Raw genomic sequence first — 16,325 nt, 5'->3', positions numbered from 1 at the left:
GGTATAACGCGATATAGCGTCAGGCCGTCGATCGGGGTGAAGGTATGTCGGGTGAGCTGACCAGCACGACCGGGTTGCGGGCCTCGCATGCGGACCGGGACCGCGTCGTGGACGTGCTGACCGGCGCGGCAGGCGACGGACGGTTGACCGCCGACGAACTCGACGAGCGCGTCGAGGCCGCCCTGACCGCCCGCACGATGGGCGAGTTGGCGGTCCTGACGGCCGACCTGCCTGCGGTGGCCGGTGCGGTCGCGGCCGAGGTCAGGGACGTCGTCCGCATCGAGCAGCACGGCGGTTCGGCGCACCGAGGCGAGGGCTGGGTGGTGCCGCGCAGGCTGGAGATCCAGTCGCACCTGGGCGATGTGACCCTCGATTTCACGCAGGCGGTGATCACCCAGGGCGTTCTGCGCATCGACCTGGACATGCACCTGGGTGCGCTGCGGCTGCTGATCCCGCCGGGCATCGTGGTGGACACCGACTCCCTGGTGTTCAGCTACGGAAAGATCAAGACGCGCGGGCGGGCCGAGGCGGGAGTGCCGGTCGACCTGCGGATCGAGGTCGTCGGGCAGATACGGCTCGGGAAGGTCCTGGTGCGCCGGACGCGGCGCGGGATCAGGAAATCCCCGACGCCCTGAGGACCGACCGCGCGGTCTCGTCGTCGATCAGATGCTCCAGGTGACGCCGGACATCGGTGCCCTGGCGCAGGGTGCCGCGTTCCGTCGAGTGCCGCATGCCCGTGTCCAGCTCGTGCCAGAGCAGGGGGTTGGCGACCAGGACACGGGGGTCCAGTTCGAGCCATTGACCGTACGTGTCCCGCAGGACCAGGCGTGCGGAGACGTCGCCGTACTGCCGTACGACGGTCAGCGCGTCCGTGTGCACCGTGCGCCTCAGCAGCGGGCTGTCCACGGTGAGCCAGCCGGGGCCCGCGGTGACGCGGTGCGGCAGCAGGACGACGAAGAGCACCGCCGACAGGGCGAACCACAGCAGCGCGCGGGTCAGGGTGAGGGTTCCGGCTTCCCCGTCGACCAGCAGGGTCATGACGAGGAAGCCGAGCGCGCAGCCCGTCGCCAGCCGGGCGTCACCACGCCAGTGGCGGTCGCCGGCCGGGTCCGGTGGGAGGGTGCTGTGCCGCATGAGGCCGACGGTAGGCCGCCACGAGCGCGTCGCGCGGGCCGCTGACGGGGCTCTTACACACCGGTGCCGGATTTTGTCGTATCTCTTACGGTGACGTCGGCTCGGGGGGTCTGCGAACGGTCGCCGGTGTGCACACGCGGGCGCCGCGTGCCGGTCAGCCGGTGTGGACGCGCGGGCGTCGGGCGCGGTCCGGTTCCGCCTCGCGGAGGACCTCGCGGGTGACTGGGGCGACCTCGCCCTGGCCGAAGAGGAAGAAGCGCAGGAAGTTGGCGAAGGGGTTGCCCTCGGTCCACTCGAAGTAGATGTGCGGGGTGCGGCCCGTCGTGTCGCGGACGTGCAGCATCAGGGCGGCCAGGGCGTTGGGGATGGAGGACGACTCCAGGGTCAGGACGCGGTAACGGCCGTGCAGCACCTCGCCCCGCACCGTCAGGCCCGCCTCGAACTCGGAGGCGTCGAGGACCGTCACCTCGACGAACACGAAGTCCTCGCCGGGGATGTCGTTGTCGTTGCGGATCTGCTCGATCTTGTCCCGGTACTCGGCCTTGTCGCGGCGGTCGGGCTCGTTGGCGACGAAGCGGATCTTCCGGCTGGCCATGTCGCGGATGAATCGTTCCGCCATGGAGTCCAACTGCACGCTCGTCACACGGAGTTCGAAGGCGCGGGCCAGCCGGGACAGCAGGGAGACCAGGATGATGCCGGCGATGAAGCAGGCGCCGATCTTCACGCCGTCGGGACGTTCGATGACGTTCACGACCGTGACGTAGAGGAGGACCGCCGAGACGACGCCGAAGGCGACGGTCCAGTTGCGCTGCTGGGCGCGGCGGGCCGCGATGGTCACCGCGATCGCGGCGGAGGACATGAGGACCAGGACGCCGGTGGCGTAGGCGCCGCCCTGGGCGTCGACGCTGGCGTCGAAGATCCAGGTGACCAGGAACGCGACCAGCGTGAAGACGATCACCATCGGGCGGACGGCGCGGGCCCAGTGCGGGGCCATGCCGTAGCGGGGCAGATAGCGCGGCATCAGGTTGAGGAGGCCGGCCATCGCGGAGGCGCCGGCGAACCACAGGATGGCGATGGTGGAGAGGTCGTAGACCGTGCCGAAGGCGTTGCCCAGGTACTCGTGCGCGAGGTAGGCGAGCGCGCGGCCGTTGGCCTGGCCGCCCGCCTTGAACTCCTTCTCCGGGATGAGCACGGTCGTGATGAAGCTGGTGGCGATCAGGAACACGCTCATGATGAGCGCGGCGGTCGTCAGCAGCTTCTTGGTGTCGCGGATACGGCCCTTGGGGTTGTCGTGGGTGTCGTCCGGGTCGCCCTCGACGTGTGGCATGACGGCCACGCCGGTCTCGAAACCGGAGAGGCCGAGCGCCAGCTTGGGGAAGACCAGCAGGGAGACGCCGATCATCGCGAAGACGTTGCCGTGTTCGGTGGTCAGGGCGCTGGTCCAGTCGGTGACCACGTGCTCCGCGGTGAGCACGTGCCACATGCCGACGGCTACGACCACGAGGTTGAGGCTCAGGTAGGCCGCCACCAGGTACACGGCGACGCCGATCGCCTCCAGGAAGCCCTTCAGGAACACCGCGCCGAGCAGGGCCACCAGGATCAGCGTGATCAGCATCTGCTTGTCGTGCAGCATGCTCGTCAGGTGCGGGTTCTCCACGAGGTGGGTGGAGGCGTCCGCCGCCGACAGGGTGATCGTGATCAGGAAGTCCGTCGCCGCGAACCCGAGCAGGGTCAGGACGAACAGCTTGCCCTTCCAGAACGACAGCAGCCGCTCCAGCATCGCGATGGAGCCCTCGCCGTGCGGGCTCTCCTCGGCGACGCGGCGGTACACGGGGAGGGCGCCGGCCAGGGTGACGATCACGAGCACGATCGTCGCGACGGGGGAGAGCAGGCCGGCGGCGAGGGCGGCGATGCCCGGCTGGTAGCCGAGGGTGGAGAAGTAGTCGACACCGGTCAGGCACATCACCCGCCACCAGCGCTGGCCCTGGTGGACGTGCTGCTGGGGTTCCGGTGCGGTCTGCGCGACCTGGTGGCTGCCCTTGCCCATGTCGGCCAGGCCCTCCAGCATCCAGGCGCGCATACGACTGGGAGGGTGTTCGGTCGTGGCCATCGGCGTGCTCCTGGAGTGCGGGTCAGCGTGTGGTCTTTGGCCATCACGCGGACGGCGGCACCAGCGTAAGCGGAGAGTGACGCGTGGGCCCACGGATGCGGGGGCCTTCGGCGTCAATCTTGCGTTAAGACTGGCCGGGTTGGTGGTGGGGGCGCATCAGGAAAGGGGGGATGGGGCTGGTTGGGGGTGCGTTGGGCTGTATGGGGGTGGGGAGGGGGTGGTTGGGGATGGTGGATACCCAGCGTTACGGGGGTGGGGGGCTTGGGGGGCTGGTGTTTCGGCGCCTTGGGGGGTGGGGGGTTCTGTTGTTGGGCGGGTGCGGGTGTGTTGGGGCTGGTCGCGCAGTTCCCCGCGCCCCTAGGGGGGTGCAGGGGGCGGGGTGGGGATGTGGGCGGGGCGGCGTGCGGTCTGGCACGGGTGCGGCAGGGGTACCGGAGTGGTGTGCCGGGTCTCGGTGTCCGTTATTCGGCAGGGAATCGGCGCCGGGAGCTGCCCCGGCGGTTGGGCCCCGCAGGACATGAGGCCTACCTCGCTCGGGTCCGCGCGGACTGCCGCGCCCCGCTCGGAGTCCGCTGGGCCCCTCGTTTGGCGGAAGCCCGGGGTCAACCCGGGAGGACTCTCGAACAACCCTGCCTGGCAAGGCAGTTGCGGACCCGCGTCGACCCCGACGGCAACCCCGTCAAGGCCCCGTCAATCTCGCTCGGGGGCGCGTCAGGAGTCTGTCAACGCGCGTCGTCCCTGGCCTGATCCGGTTCCAGACTGGCGGACGCGAGGGGCGGGGTACGGCCGCCGTCCGGGGCATGGCAGGGGGAGCACCGTGACGATCACGGCTGGAACATCGCGGAGGCCCAAGAGGCCGGCCCCTTCACCGCCACCGGTGCGACCGCCGGTTGTTCCGGTCGGGGGGTGTTCCGGTCCGGCTCCGGCACGGCACCGCCTCCACCAGCAGGCCGTGGCCGCGTGGGCCGGTCTCCGCCGTCGTTACTGGGCCACCGTGCCCGCTCGGCTGCGTCTCCTGCGTGCGGTCACGGTCCTGATCGCCGGCGCCCTCGCCGTGCTCCTCGCGCTGGCCGGTCTCTCCGCCTCCGGTACCTGGAACACCGTGGCCGGCCGCGACGCACCCCGTACCACCAGCGCCGCCGACCTCGAACTCGCCCTCAACGACATGGACGCCCAGGTCGCCAACCTCCTGCTGGCCAACGGCGACGCGGGCAAGGGGCGGCTGCGGACACCGTACGCGAAGGCGGTCGGGTTCTACGGTGATGCCCGGGATGAGATCGGGCATGATCTGCGCGCCCTTGCCGTGGCGGCGCAGGGGGATCGCGCCGATGAGCGGACCGTGGAGTCCCTCACCGACTCGGACGTCGGCGAGCTGCTGCCCGCCGCACTCGGAACCCTCCTCGCGGCGGCCGCGCTCACCGTCCTCGGGCTGCGGGCGCGGTTCGCCGAGTTCCGGTGAGCGGTCAGGCGTCCGCCAGCCTGGCCTCCTCCAGGTCCAGGGACCGCTGGAGGCGCCTGCGGGTCGTGTCGCTGATGGTGTGGTCGTCGTAGAGGCGCTGTAGTTCGACCGTCTCCACGGCGATCAGGTCGCGGCGGAGCTGGCGGTAGACCAGGTCGGCCGATTCGGCGTGCGCCGCTTGGCCGTTGTTGTCGGAGAGGCGGTCGCGGGCGTCGTCGAGGCGGGCGTTGAGGCCGCGGCGGAGGCGGTCGAGGACGACGTCCGGGACCGCCTCCAGCTCGGCCAGTTCGTCCAGGCGGCGGATGCCCGCGTCGGCCAACCGGCAGCGGGCGGACGCCTCTTCGCGTTCCGTGTGGTCGGGTTCCAGGGCGATTCCGGAGCGGCGGACGACCGGCGCGAGGGTGAAGCCCTGGACGACGAGGGTGACGACCACGACCGAGGTGGTGAGGACCAGGACGAGGGGGCGGTCGGTCAGGGTGGCGCCGGTCTTGGTGACCTCCGGGATCGACAGGGCCGCCGCCAGCGGGAGGACACCCCGGGTGCCCGCCCACGTCAGGACCATCGGCACCCGCCAATTCACCCTGTGCACACCGCCCTTGCGCTGCACCACCGCCGACAGCGGCGCCAGCCACAGCAGTCGTACGGCGATCAGGGTGCCCGCCACCGCGAGCGCGTACAGGGGCCACGCGCGGTCGCCGTCGGACAGCGCCCGCACCTGTGCGGGCAGCGCGAGGCCGATCAGGGAGAACACCACGCTCTCCAGCAGGAACACCACCGTGCCGTAGACGGCGTGCAGTTGGAGCCGGATGCGGGCGTTGGTGAGGCGGTCGCCGCGACCGCCGAGGACGACCCCGGCGACCACGACCGAGGTCACGCCGGACGTGTGGGCGCCCTCCGCCAGGACGTAGGCCGCGTACGGCGTGACCAGGGAGATCACCGTCTCCAGGACCGGGTCCTCGGTGCGCCGCCGGATCAGGGTGACGACGTAGGCGACGGCCGCCCCGATGACCGTGCCGCCGCCCGCGAGGACGACGAACTCCCCTCCCGCCGCACCCCAGTTGGCCGCCGCCGAGGCCACGGCGACGCTCACCGCGACCCGGAACAGGACCAGCGAGGTCGCGTCGTTGAAGAGGGACTCCGCCTGGACCAGGACCTGGACCCGGGGCGGCAGGGCGAGCCGGCGGCCCAGCGCGGTGACGGCGACCGGGTCGGTGCTGGCGAGGACCGACCCGAGCACGAGCGCCATCTGCCAGGAGAGCGGGGTGACCGTCGACGCCACCCAGCCCACGGCTGCCGCCGATGCGAGGACCAGGCCGATCGCCAGGATCCCGACCGGCTTCCACACCGCCTTCAGCTCGCGCCACGACATCTCCTCGGCGCTGGCGTACAGGAGCGGCGGCAGGACGACCAGGCCGATCACGTCCGGGCTGATCTCGATCGACGGGGTCCCCGGCAGCAGGGCCACGGCGAGACCGGCGACCACGAGCAGGGAGGGGGCGGGAATCCGCCACCGGCGGGCGAAGGTCGCGACCAGCGTCGCCAGAACCACGAGTGCCAGAACCGTACCGATGCCGCGCATGCCGTCCCCCTGGGGCCTGGACGAGCCCATGTGGACTCCCCGCCGACCAGACTTCCCGGCACACCGCGCTCACCCTAACCCGGCCGGGCGCCGTCAAAACAGTGTCAACGTCCTCGCGGGCGGCGCCGGAGACGCGTCAAGAAGCCTGCCTGAGCGGCTGCGGGGCGCTTGTCCGGGAGGCGCTGAACGACGTACGACGCGGGCGGCTGAAGGGCTGCCTCGGGGCGGCCCCGGATGTCGACAAGACCTACCGCACGCTCGACGAGGCACGGCGGGCCGCCGCCTCTCTCGGCGACGAGGTGCGCGCGGTCGCGGTCTGCTGCCCGGACCCCGAGGACCGCGCCAACCTCCACTCACGGACATCCCGGTCGCGGGGCGCGCGCCCGGTTCGTGGCCCCGCCGTAAGAGTCGCGTCAAAGGCGTATGCGCCGCCGTAAGGGACCCGTCAACGGCGGCCGAATCCGGTCACGGGCGCGGTTACCTCTAAGCGTCCGTTCCATCCGAACCTCATTCCAGGAGCTCACGATGGCCGATCTGGCCTTCGTCGTCACCACGATCGCGGTCTTCGCGCTGGTGGCCCTCGTCGCCAAGGGGGTGACGAAGCTGTGACCGCCGAGAACATTGTCGGCCTCGTCGTGGCCGTCGCCCTGCTGGGCTATCTCGTCCTCGCCCTGATCTTCCCGGAGAGGTTCTGAGTCACCACATGGGTCCGGTACTCGCAGGCGTCCTCCAGCTGCTCGCCCTCATAGGCGCGCTGGCACTCGCCTACATCCCCCTCGGCACCTACATGGCCAGGGTCTACTCCTCCGACAAGCACCTGCGCGTCGAGAAGTGGATCTACAAGGGCATCGGTGCCGACCCGAACACCGAGATGCGCTGGCCCGCGTACCTGCGCGGCGTGCTCGCCTTCTCGGCGGTCGGCGTTCTCTTCCTGTATCTCCTCCAGCGGATCCAGGGCATCCTGCCCGGCTCGCTGGGCTTCTCCTCGGTCAACCCGGCGCAGTCGTTCGACACGGCCGTGTCGTTCGTGACGAACACCAACTGGCAGTCGTACTACGGCGAGCAGACCATGGGTCACGTCGTGCAGACCGCCGGTCTTGCCGTGCAGAACTTCGTCTCCGCGGCCGTCGGCATCGCCGTCGCGGTGGCCCTCGTACGGGGCTTCGCGCGCTCGCGCACCGGTGAACTCGGCAACTTCTGGGCCGACTTGGTGCGTGGCGTCATCCGCATCCTGGTGCCCGGCTCGGTCATCGCCGCGATCGTGCTGGTCGCCTGCGGCGCCATCCAGAACTTCTCCGGCATCCATGAAGTCGGGCAGTTCATGGGAGGGCAGCAGCAGTGGAACGGCGGTGCGGCCGCCTCGCAGGAGGCCATCAAGGAGTTCGGCACCAACGGCGGCGGCTACTTCAACGCCAACAGCGCCCACCCCTTCGAGAACCCGACGCCCTTCACCAACCTGTTCGAGATCTTCCTGCTGCTGGTCATCCCGTTCGCGCTGACCCGCACCTTCGGCGTGATGGTCGGCTCGATCAAGCAGGGGTACGCGATCCTCGCCACCATGGCCACCATCTGGGTCGGCTTCGTCGCCCTCATGATGTGGACCGAGTTCGCCCACCACGGCGCGGCGCTCCAGGCCGCCGGCGGTGCGATGGAGGGCAAGGAGACCCGGATCGGCGTCGGCGCCTCCTCGATCTTCGCGGTGTCGACCACCCTGACCTCGACGGGCGCGGTGGACTCCTTCCACTCCTCGTTCACCGGTCTCGGCGGCGGAATCACCATCCTGGGCATGCAGCTGGGCGAGATCGCACCCGGTGGTACCGGCTCCGGTCTCTACGGAATGCTGATCATGGCGGTCATCGCGGTGTTCATCGCCGGTCTGATGGTCGGCCGTACGCCCGAGTATCTGGGCAAGAAGATCGGCACCCGCGAGATGAAGCTCGCGGCCTGCTACATCCTGATCACCCCGGCCCTGGTGCTGATCTTCGCGGCCGCCTCCATGGCGCTGCCGACCCCGCCGCACTCCATGCTGAACTCCGGCGCGCACGGCTTCTCCGAGGTGCTGTACGCCTTCACCTCCGCCGCCAACAACAACGGCTCCGCCTTCGCAGGTCTGAACGCGAACACCGACTGGTTCAACACCATGACCGGACTCGCGATGGTGCTCGGCCGCTTCCTGCCGATGGTGTTCGTGCTGGCCCTGGCCGGTTCGCTCGCCGAGCAGAAGCCGGTGCCGGTCACGGCAGGAACCCTGCGTACCGAGAAGCCGCTGTTCACCGGTCTGCTGGTGGGCGCGATCCTCATCATCACCGGTCTGACCTACTTCCCGGCGCTGGCGCTGGGCCCGCTGGCCGAGGGGCTGGCGTCATGAGCACCCGTATAGACAACCAAGAAAACCAAGAGGACTCGATGTCCACTGCCACTCCGACCCGGGCGCCGCACAGCGATGTGCCGACCGGTCACAAGGACGAGGGACGTGTCGGCGCGGGCCTCTTCGACCCGAAGCAGCTGATCAGGTCCCTGCCCGACGCCTGCCGCAAGCTCGACCCGCGGGTGATGGTCAAGTCGCCCGTGATGTTCGTGGTGTGGATCGGGTCCGTGCTGACCACGGTCTTCTCCTTCAAGGACCCGGGGGACTGGTTCGGCTGGGCGATCAGCGTCTGGCTGTGGCTGACCGTCATCTTCGCCAACCTGGCGGAGGCGGTCGCCGAGGGCCGCGGCAAGGCGCAGGCCGACACCCTGCGCAAGGCCAAGACCGACACGGTGGCCCGGCGGCTGAACGGCACGACCGAGGAACAGATCCCCGGCACCGAGCTGCGCATCGGCGACCTGGTGGTCTGCGAGGCCGGCGACATCATCCCCGGCGACGGTGACGTCGTAGAGGGAGTGGCGAGTGTCGACGAGTCGGCCATCACCGGTGAGTCCGCGCCCGTCATCCGCGAGTCCGGCGGCGACCGCTCGGCCGTCACCGGCGGTACGAAGGTCCTCTCCGACCGCATCGTCATCAAGATCACGACGAAGCCCGGCGAGACCTTCATCGACCGGATGATCGCCCTGGTCGAGGGCGCCGCCCGGCAGAAGACTCCCAACGAGATCGCGCTGAACATCCTGCTCGCCTCGCTGACGATCGTCTTCCTGCTCGCGGTGGCGACCCTGCCCCCGTTCGCGGACTACGCGGGCACCCACCTCACGATGATCGTGCTGGTGGCCCTCCTGGTCTGTCTGATCCCGACGACGATCGGCGCGCTGCTCTCCGCGATCGGCATCGCGGGCATGGACCGGCTGGTGCAGCGCAACGTACTGGCCATGTCCGGCAGGGCAGTTGAGGCTGCCGGTGACGTCTCGACGCTGCTGCTCGACAAGACCGGCACCATCACCCTCGGCAACCGCCAGGCCTCCGAGTTCGTGCCGGTCACCGGCACCACCGAGGCCGAGGTCGCCGACGCCGCCCAGCTCTCCTCGCTGGCCGACGAGACGCCCGAGGGCCGTTCCATCGTCGTCCTGGCGAAGGAGAAGTACGGTCTGCGCGAGCGCCACCAGGGCGAGTTGGCCCACGCCGAGTGGATCGCCTTCACCGCGCAGACCCGTATGTCGGGTGTGGACGTCGACGGGCGCAAGATCCGCAAGGGCGCGGCCGGTTCGGTCGTCACCTGGGTCCGGGAGCGGGGCGGCGAGGTGTCCGAGGACGCCGGCGCGCTCACCGACCGGATCTCCGCGGCCGGCGGCACCCCGCTGCTCGTGGCGGTCGAAGACGCCGACGGCGCACGGGTGTTGGGCGTCATCCACCTCAAGGACGTCGTCAAGGCGGGCATGCGCGAGCGGTTCGACGAGCTGCGCCGCATGGGCATCAAGACCGTCATGATCACGGGCGACAACCCGCTGACCGCCAAGGCGATCGCCGAGGAGGCGGGCGTCGACGACTTCCTCGCGGAGGCGACTCCCGAGGACAAGATGGCGCTCATCAAGCGGGAGCAGGCCGGCGGCAAGCTGGTCGCGATGACCGGCGACGGCACGAACGACGCGCCCGCGCTGGCCCAGGCGGACGTCGGCGTCGCGATGAACACCGGTACGTCGGCCGCGAAGGAGGCCGGCAACATGGTCGACCTCGACTCGAACCCGACCAAGCTCATCGAGATCGTCGAGATCGGCAAGCAACTCCTCATCACCCGGGGCGCGTTGACGACGTTCTCCATCGCCAACGACGTCGCGAAGTACTTCGCGATCATCCCGGCGCTGTTCGCGGCCGTCTACCCCGGCCTGGACAAGCTCAACATCATGCACCTGGCCTCGCCGGACTCCGCGATCCTGTCGGCCGTCATCTTCAACGCGCTGGTCATCATCGCGCTGGTGCCGCTCTCCCTGCGGGGCGTGCAGTACCGGCCGGTCAGCGCCGACAAGATGCTCCGGCGCAACCTCGGGATCTACGGCATCGGCGGACTGATCGCCCCCTTCATCGGCATCAAGATCATCGACCTCCTCATCTCCCTCATCCCCGGGCTGTAACTTTTTGAAAGCGTGCTGATCGGCTATGAACAACTCGGTATCCAACACAGCCCGGTTGCTCTGGGCGGGGCTGCGCGCCCTGCTCGTGCTGACCCTGGTGACGGGCGTCATCTACCCGCTGGCGGTGACAGGTGTGGCCCAGGCGCTGTTCGACAACAAGGCGAACGGCTCGGAGATCAAGGCGGACGGCAAGGTCGTCGGTTCCTCGCTCATCGGTCAGCAGGGCTACAGCCTGGACTACTTCCAGGGGCGCCCCGCCAACGGACTGGGCACGAACTCGATCAACACCCAGTACAAGCTGATCCTCTCCGGCGCCACCAACCTCTCCGCCGACAGCAAGGTGCTCGTCAAGCAGGTGGAGGACGCCAAGGCGGCGGTCGTGAAGAACAACTCCACGGCCGACTACAAGGTCAAGCCCTCCCAGGTACCGGCCGACGCCGTCACCTCCTCCGGATCCGGCCTCGACCCGGACATCTCCCCGGCCTACGCCGAACTCCAGGTCCACCGGGTCGCCGAACGGAACCACCTCTCCGTCACCCAGGTGGAGAAGCTGGTCGAGGACCACACCGACGGCCGCACCCTCGGCTTCATCGGCGAACCCACGGTGAACGTCCTCGAACTCAACATCGCGCTCAAGTCCCTTGTGACGAAGAGCTGATGGCGTTACACGACCGGCAGGGGAGTGGGGGGGGGGGGGGGGCGCCGCCGCCCCCCCCCCCCCCCCCCCCCCCCCCCCCCCCCGCCGCCATGCCAGGGACCACACGAAAGGCACACCCCCATGACACGGGTGCTGGTGGTGGAGGACGACCCGCAGCTCGTACGGGCCCTCGTGATCAACATGCAGGCCCGGCAGTACGGCGTCGACGCCGCCCCCGACGGCGCCACCGCGCTCCGGCTCGCGGCCGCGCGACAGCCCGACGTCGTGATGCTCGACCTCGGACTGCCCGACATGGACGGCGTCGACGTCATCAAGGCGCTGCGCGGCTGGACCCGGGTCCCGATCCTGGTGCTGTCGGCGCGGCAGGCCTCGGACGAGAAGGTCGCCGCCCTCGACGCGGGCGCCGACGACTACATCACCAAGCCGTTCAGCATGGACGAACTCCTGGCCCGGCTACGGGCCGCGGTCCGCCGCGTCGAGGACGTGCCGCTCGCCCCGACGACCACCCTCGTCACCACCGACGACTTCACCATCGACCTGCTCGCCAAGAAGGCCACCCGCGACGGACACGACATCCGGCTCACCCCCACCGAGTGGCATCTGTTGGAGATCCTGGTCACCAACCCGGGCCGTCTGATCACCCAGAAGTACCTGCTGCAGGAGGTGTGGGGGGTGACCCAGAGCAACAAGACCAACTATCTCCGGGTCTACATGGCCCAGTTGCGCCGCAAGCTGGAGGGGGACCCGTCGAGCCCCCGCTATCTGATCACCGAGCCCGGCATGGGCTACCGCTTCGAAGGATGACATGGGACGCGGCAAGCTCCGGATCTACCTCGGCGCGGCACCGGGCGTCGGCAAGACGTACGCGATGCTGTCCGAGGCGCACCGGCGAACCGAGCGGGGCACCGACTGCGTGGTCGCCTTCGTGGAACACCACAGCAGACCGCGCACCGAGGTGATGCTGCACGGCCTGGAGGAGATCCCGCGCCGCGAACTCGCCTACCGGGACACGACGTTCACCGAGATGGACGTCGACGCGGTCCTCGCCCGCCACCCCGAGGTCGCCCTCGTCGACGAACTGCCGCACACCAACATCCCCGGCTCCCGCAACGCCAAGCGCTGGCAGGACATCGAAGAGCTGCTGGCGGCGGGCATCGACGTGATCTCGACCGTCAACATCCAACACCTGGAATCCCTGGGCGACATCGTCGAGTCCATCACCGGCGTCCGCCAACAGGAGACAGTCCCGGACGAAGTGGTGCGCCGCGCCGACCAGATCGAGCTGGTCGACATGTCACCGCCCGCGCTACGGCGCCGGATGGCCCACGGCAACATCTACAAACCGGACAAGGTCGACGCGGCCCTCTCCAACTACTTCCGGCCCGGAAACCTCACCGCCCTACGGGAGTTGGCGCTGCTCTGGCTCGCCGACCGGGTCGACGCCTACCTCCAGGAGTACCGCAGCGAACACCGCGTCTCGGCGATCTGGGGCTCGCGGGAGCGGATCGTCGTGGGACTGACCGGCGGCCCCGAGGGACGCACCCTGATCCGCAGGGCCGCGCGCCTCGCCGAAAAGGGCGCGGGCGGCGAGGTGTTGGCGGTCTACATCTCCCGCAGCGACGGCCTGACCTCGGCCTCCCCGAAGGAACTCGCCCAACAGCGCACCCTGGTCGAGGACTTGGGCGGCACCTTCCACCACGTCGTCGGCGAGGACATACCGGCAGCCCTGCTGGACTTCGCCCGCGGCGTCAACGCCACCCAGATCGTCCTCGGTGTCTCCCGCCGCAAGGGCTGGCAGTACGTCTTCGGGCCCGGCGTCGGCTCGACGGTCGCCCGCGAGTCCGGCCCCGATCTCGACGTCCACCTCATCACCCACGACGAGGCCGGCAAGGGGCGTGGCCTGCCTGTGAACCGGGGGACGCGGCTCGGGCGGGCCCGGATCGTCTGGGGCTGGCTGACCGGAATCGGCGGACCGCTGCTGCTGACCTGGCTGTTGAGCGGCGTCGCCCCCGAAGTCGGCCTGGCCAACGACATGTTGCTGTTCCTGTCCCTGACGGTGGCGGCGGCCCTGCTCGGCGGACTCTTCCCGGCACTGGCCTCGGCGGCGGTCGGATCGCTGCTCCTGAACTGGTACTTCACCCCGCCCGTGCACACCTTCACCATCGCCGACCCCAAGAACATCGTGGCCATCGCGATCTTCGTGGCCGTGGCGGTGTCGGTCGCGTCGGTGGTCGACCTGGCGGCCCGTCGCACCCACCAAGCCGCACGGCTGCGCGCCGAGTCGGAGATCCTCTCCTACCTCGCGGGCAACGTGCTGCGCGGTGAGACCAGCCTTGAGGCACTCCTGGAACGGGTCCGGGAGACCTTCGGCATGGAGTCCGCCGCCCTGCTGGAGCGCGCGAGCGACGTCGAACCCTGGACCTGCGCGGGCAGCGTGGGCCCCCGCCCCTGCCAGAACCCGGAGGACGCGGACGTCGGCGTACCGGTCGGCGACCACATGGCCCTCGCCCTCTCCGGCCGGGTCCTGCCCGCCGAGGACCGCCGCGTCCTGGCAGCCTTCGCCGCACAGGCAGCCGTGGTCCTGGACCGCCGCCGCCTCCGCGAAGAGGCGGACCAGGCAAGGGCGTTGGCGGAAGGCAACCGCATCCGCACGGCACTCCTGGCCGCCGTGAGCCACGACCTGCGCACACCCCTCGCCGGCATCAAAGCGGCGGTGTCCTCGCTCCGTTCCGAGGACGTCGCCTGGTCGGACGAGGACCAGGCCGAGCTGCTGGCCGGCATCGAGGACGGCGCCGACCGCCTCGACAACCTCGTCGGGAACCTCCTCGACATGTCCCGCCTCCAGACCGGCACGGTCACCCCGATCATCCGCGAGGCGGACCTCGACGAGGTGATCCCGATGGCGCTGGGCGGGGTCCCCGAGGACAGCGTCGAACTCGACATCCCCGAAAGCCTGCCCATGGTCCCCGTCGACAAGGGCCTGCTGGAACGCGCCGTCGCCAACATCGTCGAGAACGCGGTGAAGCACAGCCCGGAGCGAACTCCCGTACTGGTCACGGCAAGTGCCATCGTCGACCGCGTCGAGATCCGGGTGATCGACCGCGGCCCGGGCGTCCCCGACGAGGCCAAGAACCACATCTTCGAACCCTTCCAGCGCTACGGCGACGCCCCGCGCGGCGCCGGAGTAGGCCTCGGCCTCGCGGTCGCCCGCGGCTTCACCGAAGCCCTCGGCGGCACGCTGAGCGCCGAGGACACCCCGGGCGGCGGCCTCACGATGGTCCTCAGCCTCCACCTCGCCCCCGCACCCGCCCTTGCCCCCGCCGAAGGTTCCACCTACAGTCCGGCTCCGTAATATTCGGCATACGGCCCGAAACTTTCGAGCACGGGCCGGACGGAGGGGCGGAGACCCATGCGGACCTACGACAACCCGGTCATCGGCGGCTTCCACCCCGACCCCAGCGTGTGCCGGGTCGGCGAGGACTACTACCTCGCGTGCTCCAGCTTCGAGTACTTCCCCGGGGTCCCGCTCTTCCACAGCCGGGACCTGGTGCACTGGCGTCAGATCGGCAACGTCCTTGACCGGCCAGGGCAGTTGGACCTCCCGGACGACACCCCCGCCTCGGCCGGCATCTACGCCCCCACCCTCCGCCACCACGACGGCCGCTTCTACCTGATCACCACCGACGTGCGCGGCAAGGGCACCTTCCTCGTCACCGCCGACCGGCCCGAGGGCCCCTGGTCGGACCCGGTGCTGGTCGACGTGCCCGGCATCGACCCCGACCTGGCCTGGGACGAGGACGGCACCTGCTGGTGCGCCGTCGCCGGGGTGACGGTGTTCCGCATCGACCCGGCGACCGGCAAGGTCCTGGAAGGCCCGCTCCCGATCTGGTCCGGCACCGGACTCCAGCACCCGGAGGCCCCGCACCTCTACCGCGTCGGCGACTGGTGGTACCTGATGATCGCCGAGGGCGGCACCGCGGACGGCCACAGCGTCTCCATCGCCCGCGCCCGCTCCCCGCGCGGCCCCTGGGAACCGGGCCCCGCCAACCCGATCCTCTCCCACCGCAGCACCGACCTCCCCATCCAGAGCACCGGCCACGCCGACCTGGTCGGCGCCCCCGACGGCACCTGGTGGATGGTCCTGCTCGGCACCCGGCCCCGGGGCTGGTTCCCCGGCTTCCACGTGCTCGGCCGCGAGACGTTCCTGACCCCGGTGGAGTGGGCGGACGGCTGGCCGAGGGTCGGCCCGGTACGGGAACAGCAGCCGGCACCGGAGGCCTGGCACCCCTTCCAACTCCCGCCGGTACGCGACGACTTCGACGCCCCGGCCCTCGCCCACTCCTGGATCTCCCCGCGCAGCAGGCCGGACGACAGCTGGTCCCTGACCGAGCGCCCGGGCTGGCTGACCCTCGCCGCGAAGTCCGCCCCGGTGTTCTTCGGCCGCCGCCAACAGCACCCCGACTGCCGTGTATCCACTCGGATCGAACCCGGCTCCGGCCCGGCCGGCCTCTCCGTCCGCATGGACGAGGCGCATCACTACGACATCGAGGTCGCCGGGGGAGTGGTGAGCGTGGTCGCGCGGATCGGCCCTGTACGGCAACGGGTCGCTGAGCATCCGGTGGCGCCGGGCCCGGTCGTCCTGGCCGTCGACATCACCGCGACCGATGCCGAGACACGAGCCCCCGACACCCTCGCCTTCTCCGTGGAGGGTCCCGAAGGCGCCGTAGAACTGGCCGAGTTGGACGGACGCTATCTGTCCACGCAAGTGGCAGGGGGATTCACCGGGCGGGTGATCGGCATGTACGTCACTGAGGGGGAGGCGGCATTCGACTGGTTCGACTATCAGGAGGCACTCCGACAGTGGCCGACTACGTAGGGTGACCAA

14 protein-coding genes are annotated in these 16,325 nt (G+C 70.1%); 11 read left to right on the top strand and 3 right to left on the bottom strand.

All coding sequences use genetic code 11. The features are described from left to right. Positions 1 to 44: 44 nt before the first annotated feature. The gene (locus ACGFY9_RS13530) at positions 45 to 635 is read left to right on the top strand and encodes a DUF1707 domain-containing protein (protein WP_393753864.1); all 591 of its coding nucleotides are present in this window, start codon (positions 45 to 47) and stop codon (positions 633 to 635) included. Here ACGFY9_RS13530 and ACGFY9_RS13525 read toward each other — a convergent pair. Together ACGFY9_RS13525 and ACGFY9_RS13520 are read right to left on the bottom strand one after the other, a co-directional pair. Then, positions 613 to 1,134 carry a hypothetical protein gene (locus ACGFY9_RS13525; protein WP_393753863.1) on the bottom strand — a complete coding sequence of 174 codons (522 nt, stop codon included), beginning with the start codon at positions 1,132 to 1,134 and terminating at the stop codon, positions 613 to 615. The genes ACGFY9_RS13530 and ACGFY9_RS13525 overlap by 23 nt on opposite strands. A 154-nt stretch (positions 1,135 to 1,288) precedes the next feature. After that, positions 1,289 to 3,244, bottom strand: coding sequence for an amino acid transporter (locus ACGFY9_RS13520; RefSeq protein WP_393753862.1), 1,956 nt, complete (start codon positions 3,242 to 3,244; stop codon positions 1,289 to 1,291). Between the two features lie 952 nt (positions 3,245 to 4,196). On the opposite strand from ACGFY9_RS13520, the gene ACGFY9_RS13515 reads away from it, so the two are divergent. Next, positions 4,197 to 4,703: a hypothetical protein gene (locus ACGFY9_RS13515; RefSeq protein ID WP_393753861.1), complete on the top strand. Its 507-nt coding sequence runs from the start codon at positions 4,197 to 4,199 to the stop codon at positions 4,701 to 4,703. Between the two features lie 4 nt (positions 4,704 to 4,707). On the opposite strand, the gene ACGFY9_RS13510 is transcribed toward ACGFY9_RS13515, so the two are convergent. Then, positions 4,708 to 6,312: a Na+/H+ antiporter gene (locus ACGFY9_RS13510; RefSeq protein WP_393753860.1), complete on the bottom strand. Its 1,605-nt coding sequence runs from the start codon at positions 6,310 to 6,312 to the stop codon at positions 4,708 to 4,710. A gap of 71 nt (positions 6,313 to 6,383) precedes the next feature. Here ACGFY9_RS13510 and ACGFY9_RS13505 point away from each other — a divergent pair, with 71 nt between their 5' ends. From ACGFY9_RS13505 to ACGFY9_RS13465, 9 genes are all read left to right on the top strand, one after another. Then, positions 6,384 to 6,719 (top strand): hypothetical protein, encoded by a 336-nt coding sequence (locus tag ACGFY9_RS13505; RefSeq protein ID WP_393753859.1) that lies wholly within the window; start codon positions 6,384 to 6,386, stop codon positions 6,717 to 6,719. Further along, positions 6,706 to 6,891: a hypothetical protein gene (locus ACGFY9_RS13500; protein WP_384169531.1), complete on the top strand. Its 186-nt coding sequence runs from the start codon at positions 6,706 to 6,708 to the stop codon at positions 6,889 to 6,891. The genes ACGFY9_RS13505 and ACGFY9_RS13500 overlap by 14 nt, the downstream gene beginning before the upstream one ends. Further along, the gene (gene kdpF, locus ACGFY9_RS13495; protein ID WP_016434100.1) at positions 6,888 to 6,977 is read left to right on the top strand and encodes a K(+)-transporting ATPase subunit F; all 90 of its coding nucleotides are present in this window, start codon (positions 6,888 to 6,890) and stop codon (positions 6,975 to 6,977) included. Before ACGFY9_RS13500 ends, kdpF begins: the two co-directional genes overlap by 4 nt. Positions 6,978 to 6,985: 8 nt before the next feature. Further along, on the top strand, positions 6,986 to 8,650 hold the full coding sequence (gene kdpA, locus ACGFY9_RS13490; protein ID WP_393753858.1) for a potassium-transporting ATPase subunit KdpA: 1,665 nt from the start codon (positions 6,986 to 6,988) through the stop codon (positions 8,648 to 8,650). A gap of 38 nt (positions 8,651 to 8,688) precedes the next feature. Continuing rightward, positions 8,689 to 10,782: a potassium-transporting ATPase subunit KdpB gene (kdpB, locus tag ACGFY9_RS13485; RefSeq protein ID WP_393753857.1), complete on the top strand. Its 2,094-nt coding sequence runs from the start codon at positions 8,689 to 8,691 to the stop codon at positions 10,780 to 10,782. A 25-nt stretch (positions 10,783 to 10,807) separates the two neighbouring features. Then, positions 10,808 to 11,440, top strand: coding sequence for a potassium-transporting ATPase subunit C (locus ACGFY9_RS13480; protein ID WP_393753856.1), 633 nt, complete (start codon positions 10,808 to 10,810; stop codon positions 11,438 to 11,440). Between the two features lie 120 nt (positions 11,441 to 11,560). Next, positions 11,561 to 12,244 (top strand): response regulator, encoded by a 684-nt coding sequence (locus ACGFY9_RS13475; protein WP_393753855.1) that lies wholly within the window; start codon positions 11,561 to 11,563, stop codon positions 12,242 to 12,244. 1 nt (position 12,245) lies between these two features. After that, complete coding sequence (locus tag ACGFY9_RS13470; RefSeq protein WP_393753854.1) at positions 12,246 to 14,792, top strand: ATP-binding protein; 2,547 nt, start codon at positions 12,246 to 12,248, stop codon at positions 14,790 to 14,792. A 57-nt stretch (positions 14,793 to 14,849) separates the two neighbouring features. After that, on the top strand, positions 14,850 to 16,316 hold the full coding sequence (locus tag ACGFY9_RS13465; protein ID WP_393753853.1) for a glycoside hydrolase family 43 protein: 1,467 nt from the start codon (positions 14,850 to 14,852) through the stop codon (positions 16,314 to 16,316). Positions 16,317 to 16,325: the final 9 nt, after the last annotated feature.

Origin of the sequence: Streptomyces sp. NPDC048504 (assembly GCF_043200035.1) — a bacterium.
In the GTDB taxonomy this organism is placed as follows: Bacteria; Actinomycetota; Actinomycetes; order Streptomycetales; family Streptomycetaceae; genus Streptomyces.
The sequence above is the reverse complement of the archived record's forward strand: the minus strand, read 5'-3'. Positions and strand labels throughout refer to the sequence as shown.

Bases quoted from the DNA above. Each gene is read 5' to 3' on its own strand.
- ACGFY9_RS13530 (WP_393753864.1), top strand. From the start codon at position 45: ATGTCGGGTGAGCTGACCAGCACGACCGGGTTGCGGGCCTCGCATGCG.
- ACGFY9_RS13525 (WP_393753863.1), bottom strand. From the start codon at position 1,134: ATGCGGCACAGCACCCTCCCACCGGACCCGGCCGGCGACCGCCACTGG.
- ACGFY9_RS13520 (WP_393753862.1), bottom strand. From the start codon at position 3,244: ATGGCCACGACCGAACACCCTCCCAGTCGTATGCGCGCCTGGATGCTG.
- ACGFY9_RS13510 (WP_393753860.1), bottom strand. From the start codon at position 6,312: ATGGGCTCGTCCAGGCCCCAGGGGGACGGCATGCGCGGCATCGGTACG.
- ACGFY9_RS13500 (WP_384169531.1), top strand. From the start codon at position 6,706: ATGCGCCGCCGTAAGGGACCCGTCAACGGCGGCCGAATCCGGTCACGG.
- kdpA (WP_393753858.1), top strand. From the start codon at position 6,986: ATGGGTCCGGTACTCGCAGGCGTCCTCCAGCTGCTCGCCCTCATAGGC.
- kdpB (WP_393753857.1), top strand. From the start codon at position 8,689: ATGTCCACTGCCACTCCGACCCGGGCGCCGCACAGCGATGTGCCGACC.
- ACGFY9_RS13480 (WP_393753856.1), top strand. From the start codon at position 10,808: ATGAACAACTCGGTATCCAACACAGCCCGGTTGCTCTGGGCGGGGCTG.
- ACGFY9_RS13475 (WP_393753855.1), top strand. From the start codon at position 11,561: ATGACACGGGTGCTGGTGGTGGAGGACGACCCGCAGCTCGTACGGGCC.
- ACGFY9_RS13470 (WP_393753854.1), top strand. From the start codon at position 12,246: ATGGGACGCGGCAAGCTCCGGATCTACCTCGGCGCGGCACCGGGCGTC.
- ACGFY9_RS13465 (WP_393753853.1), top strand. From the start codon at position 14,850: ATGCGGACCTACGACAACCCGGTCATCGGCGGCTTCCACCCCGACCCC.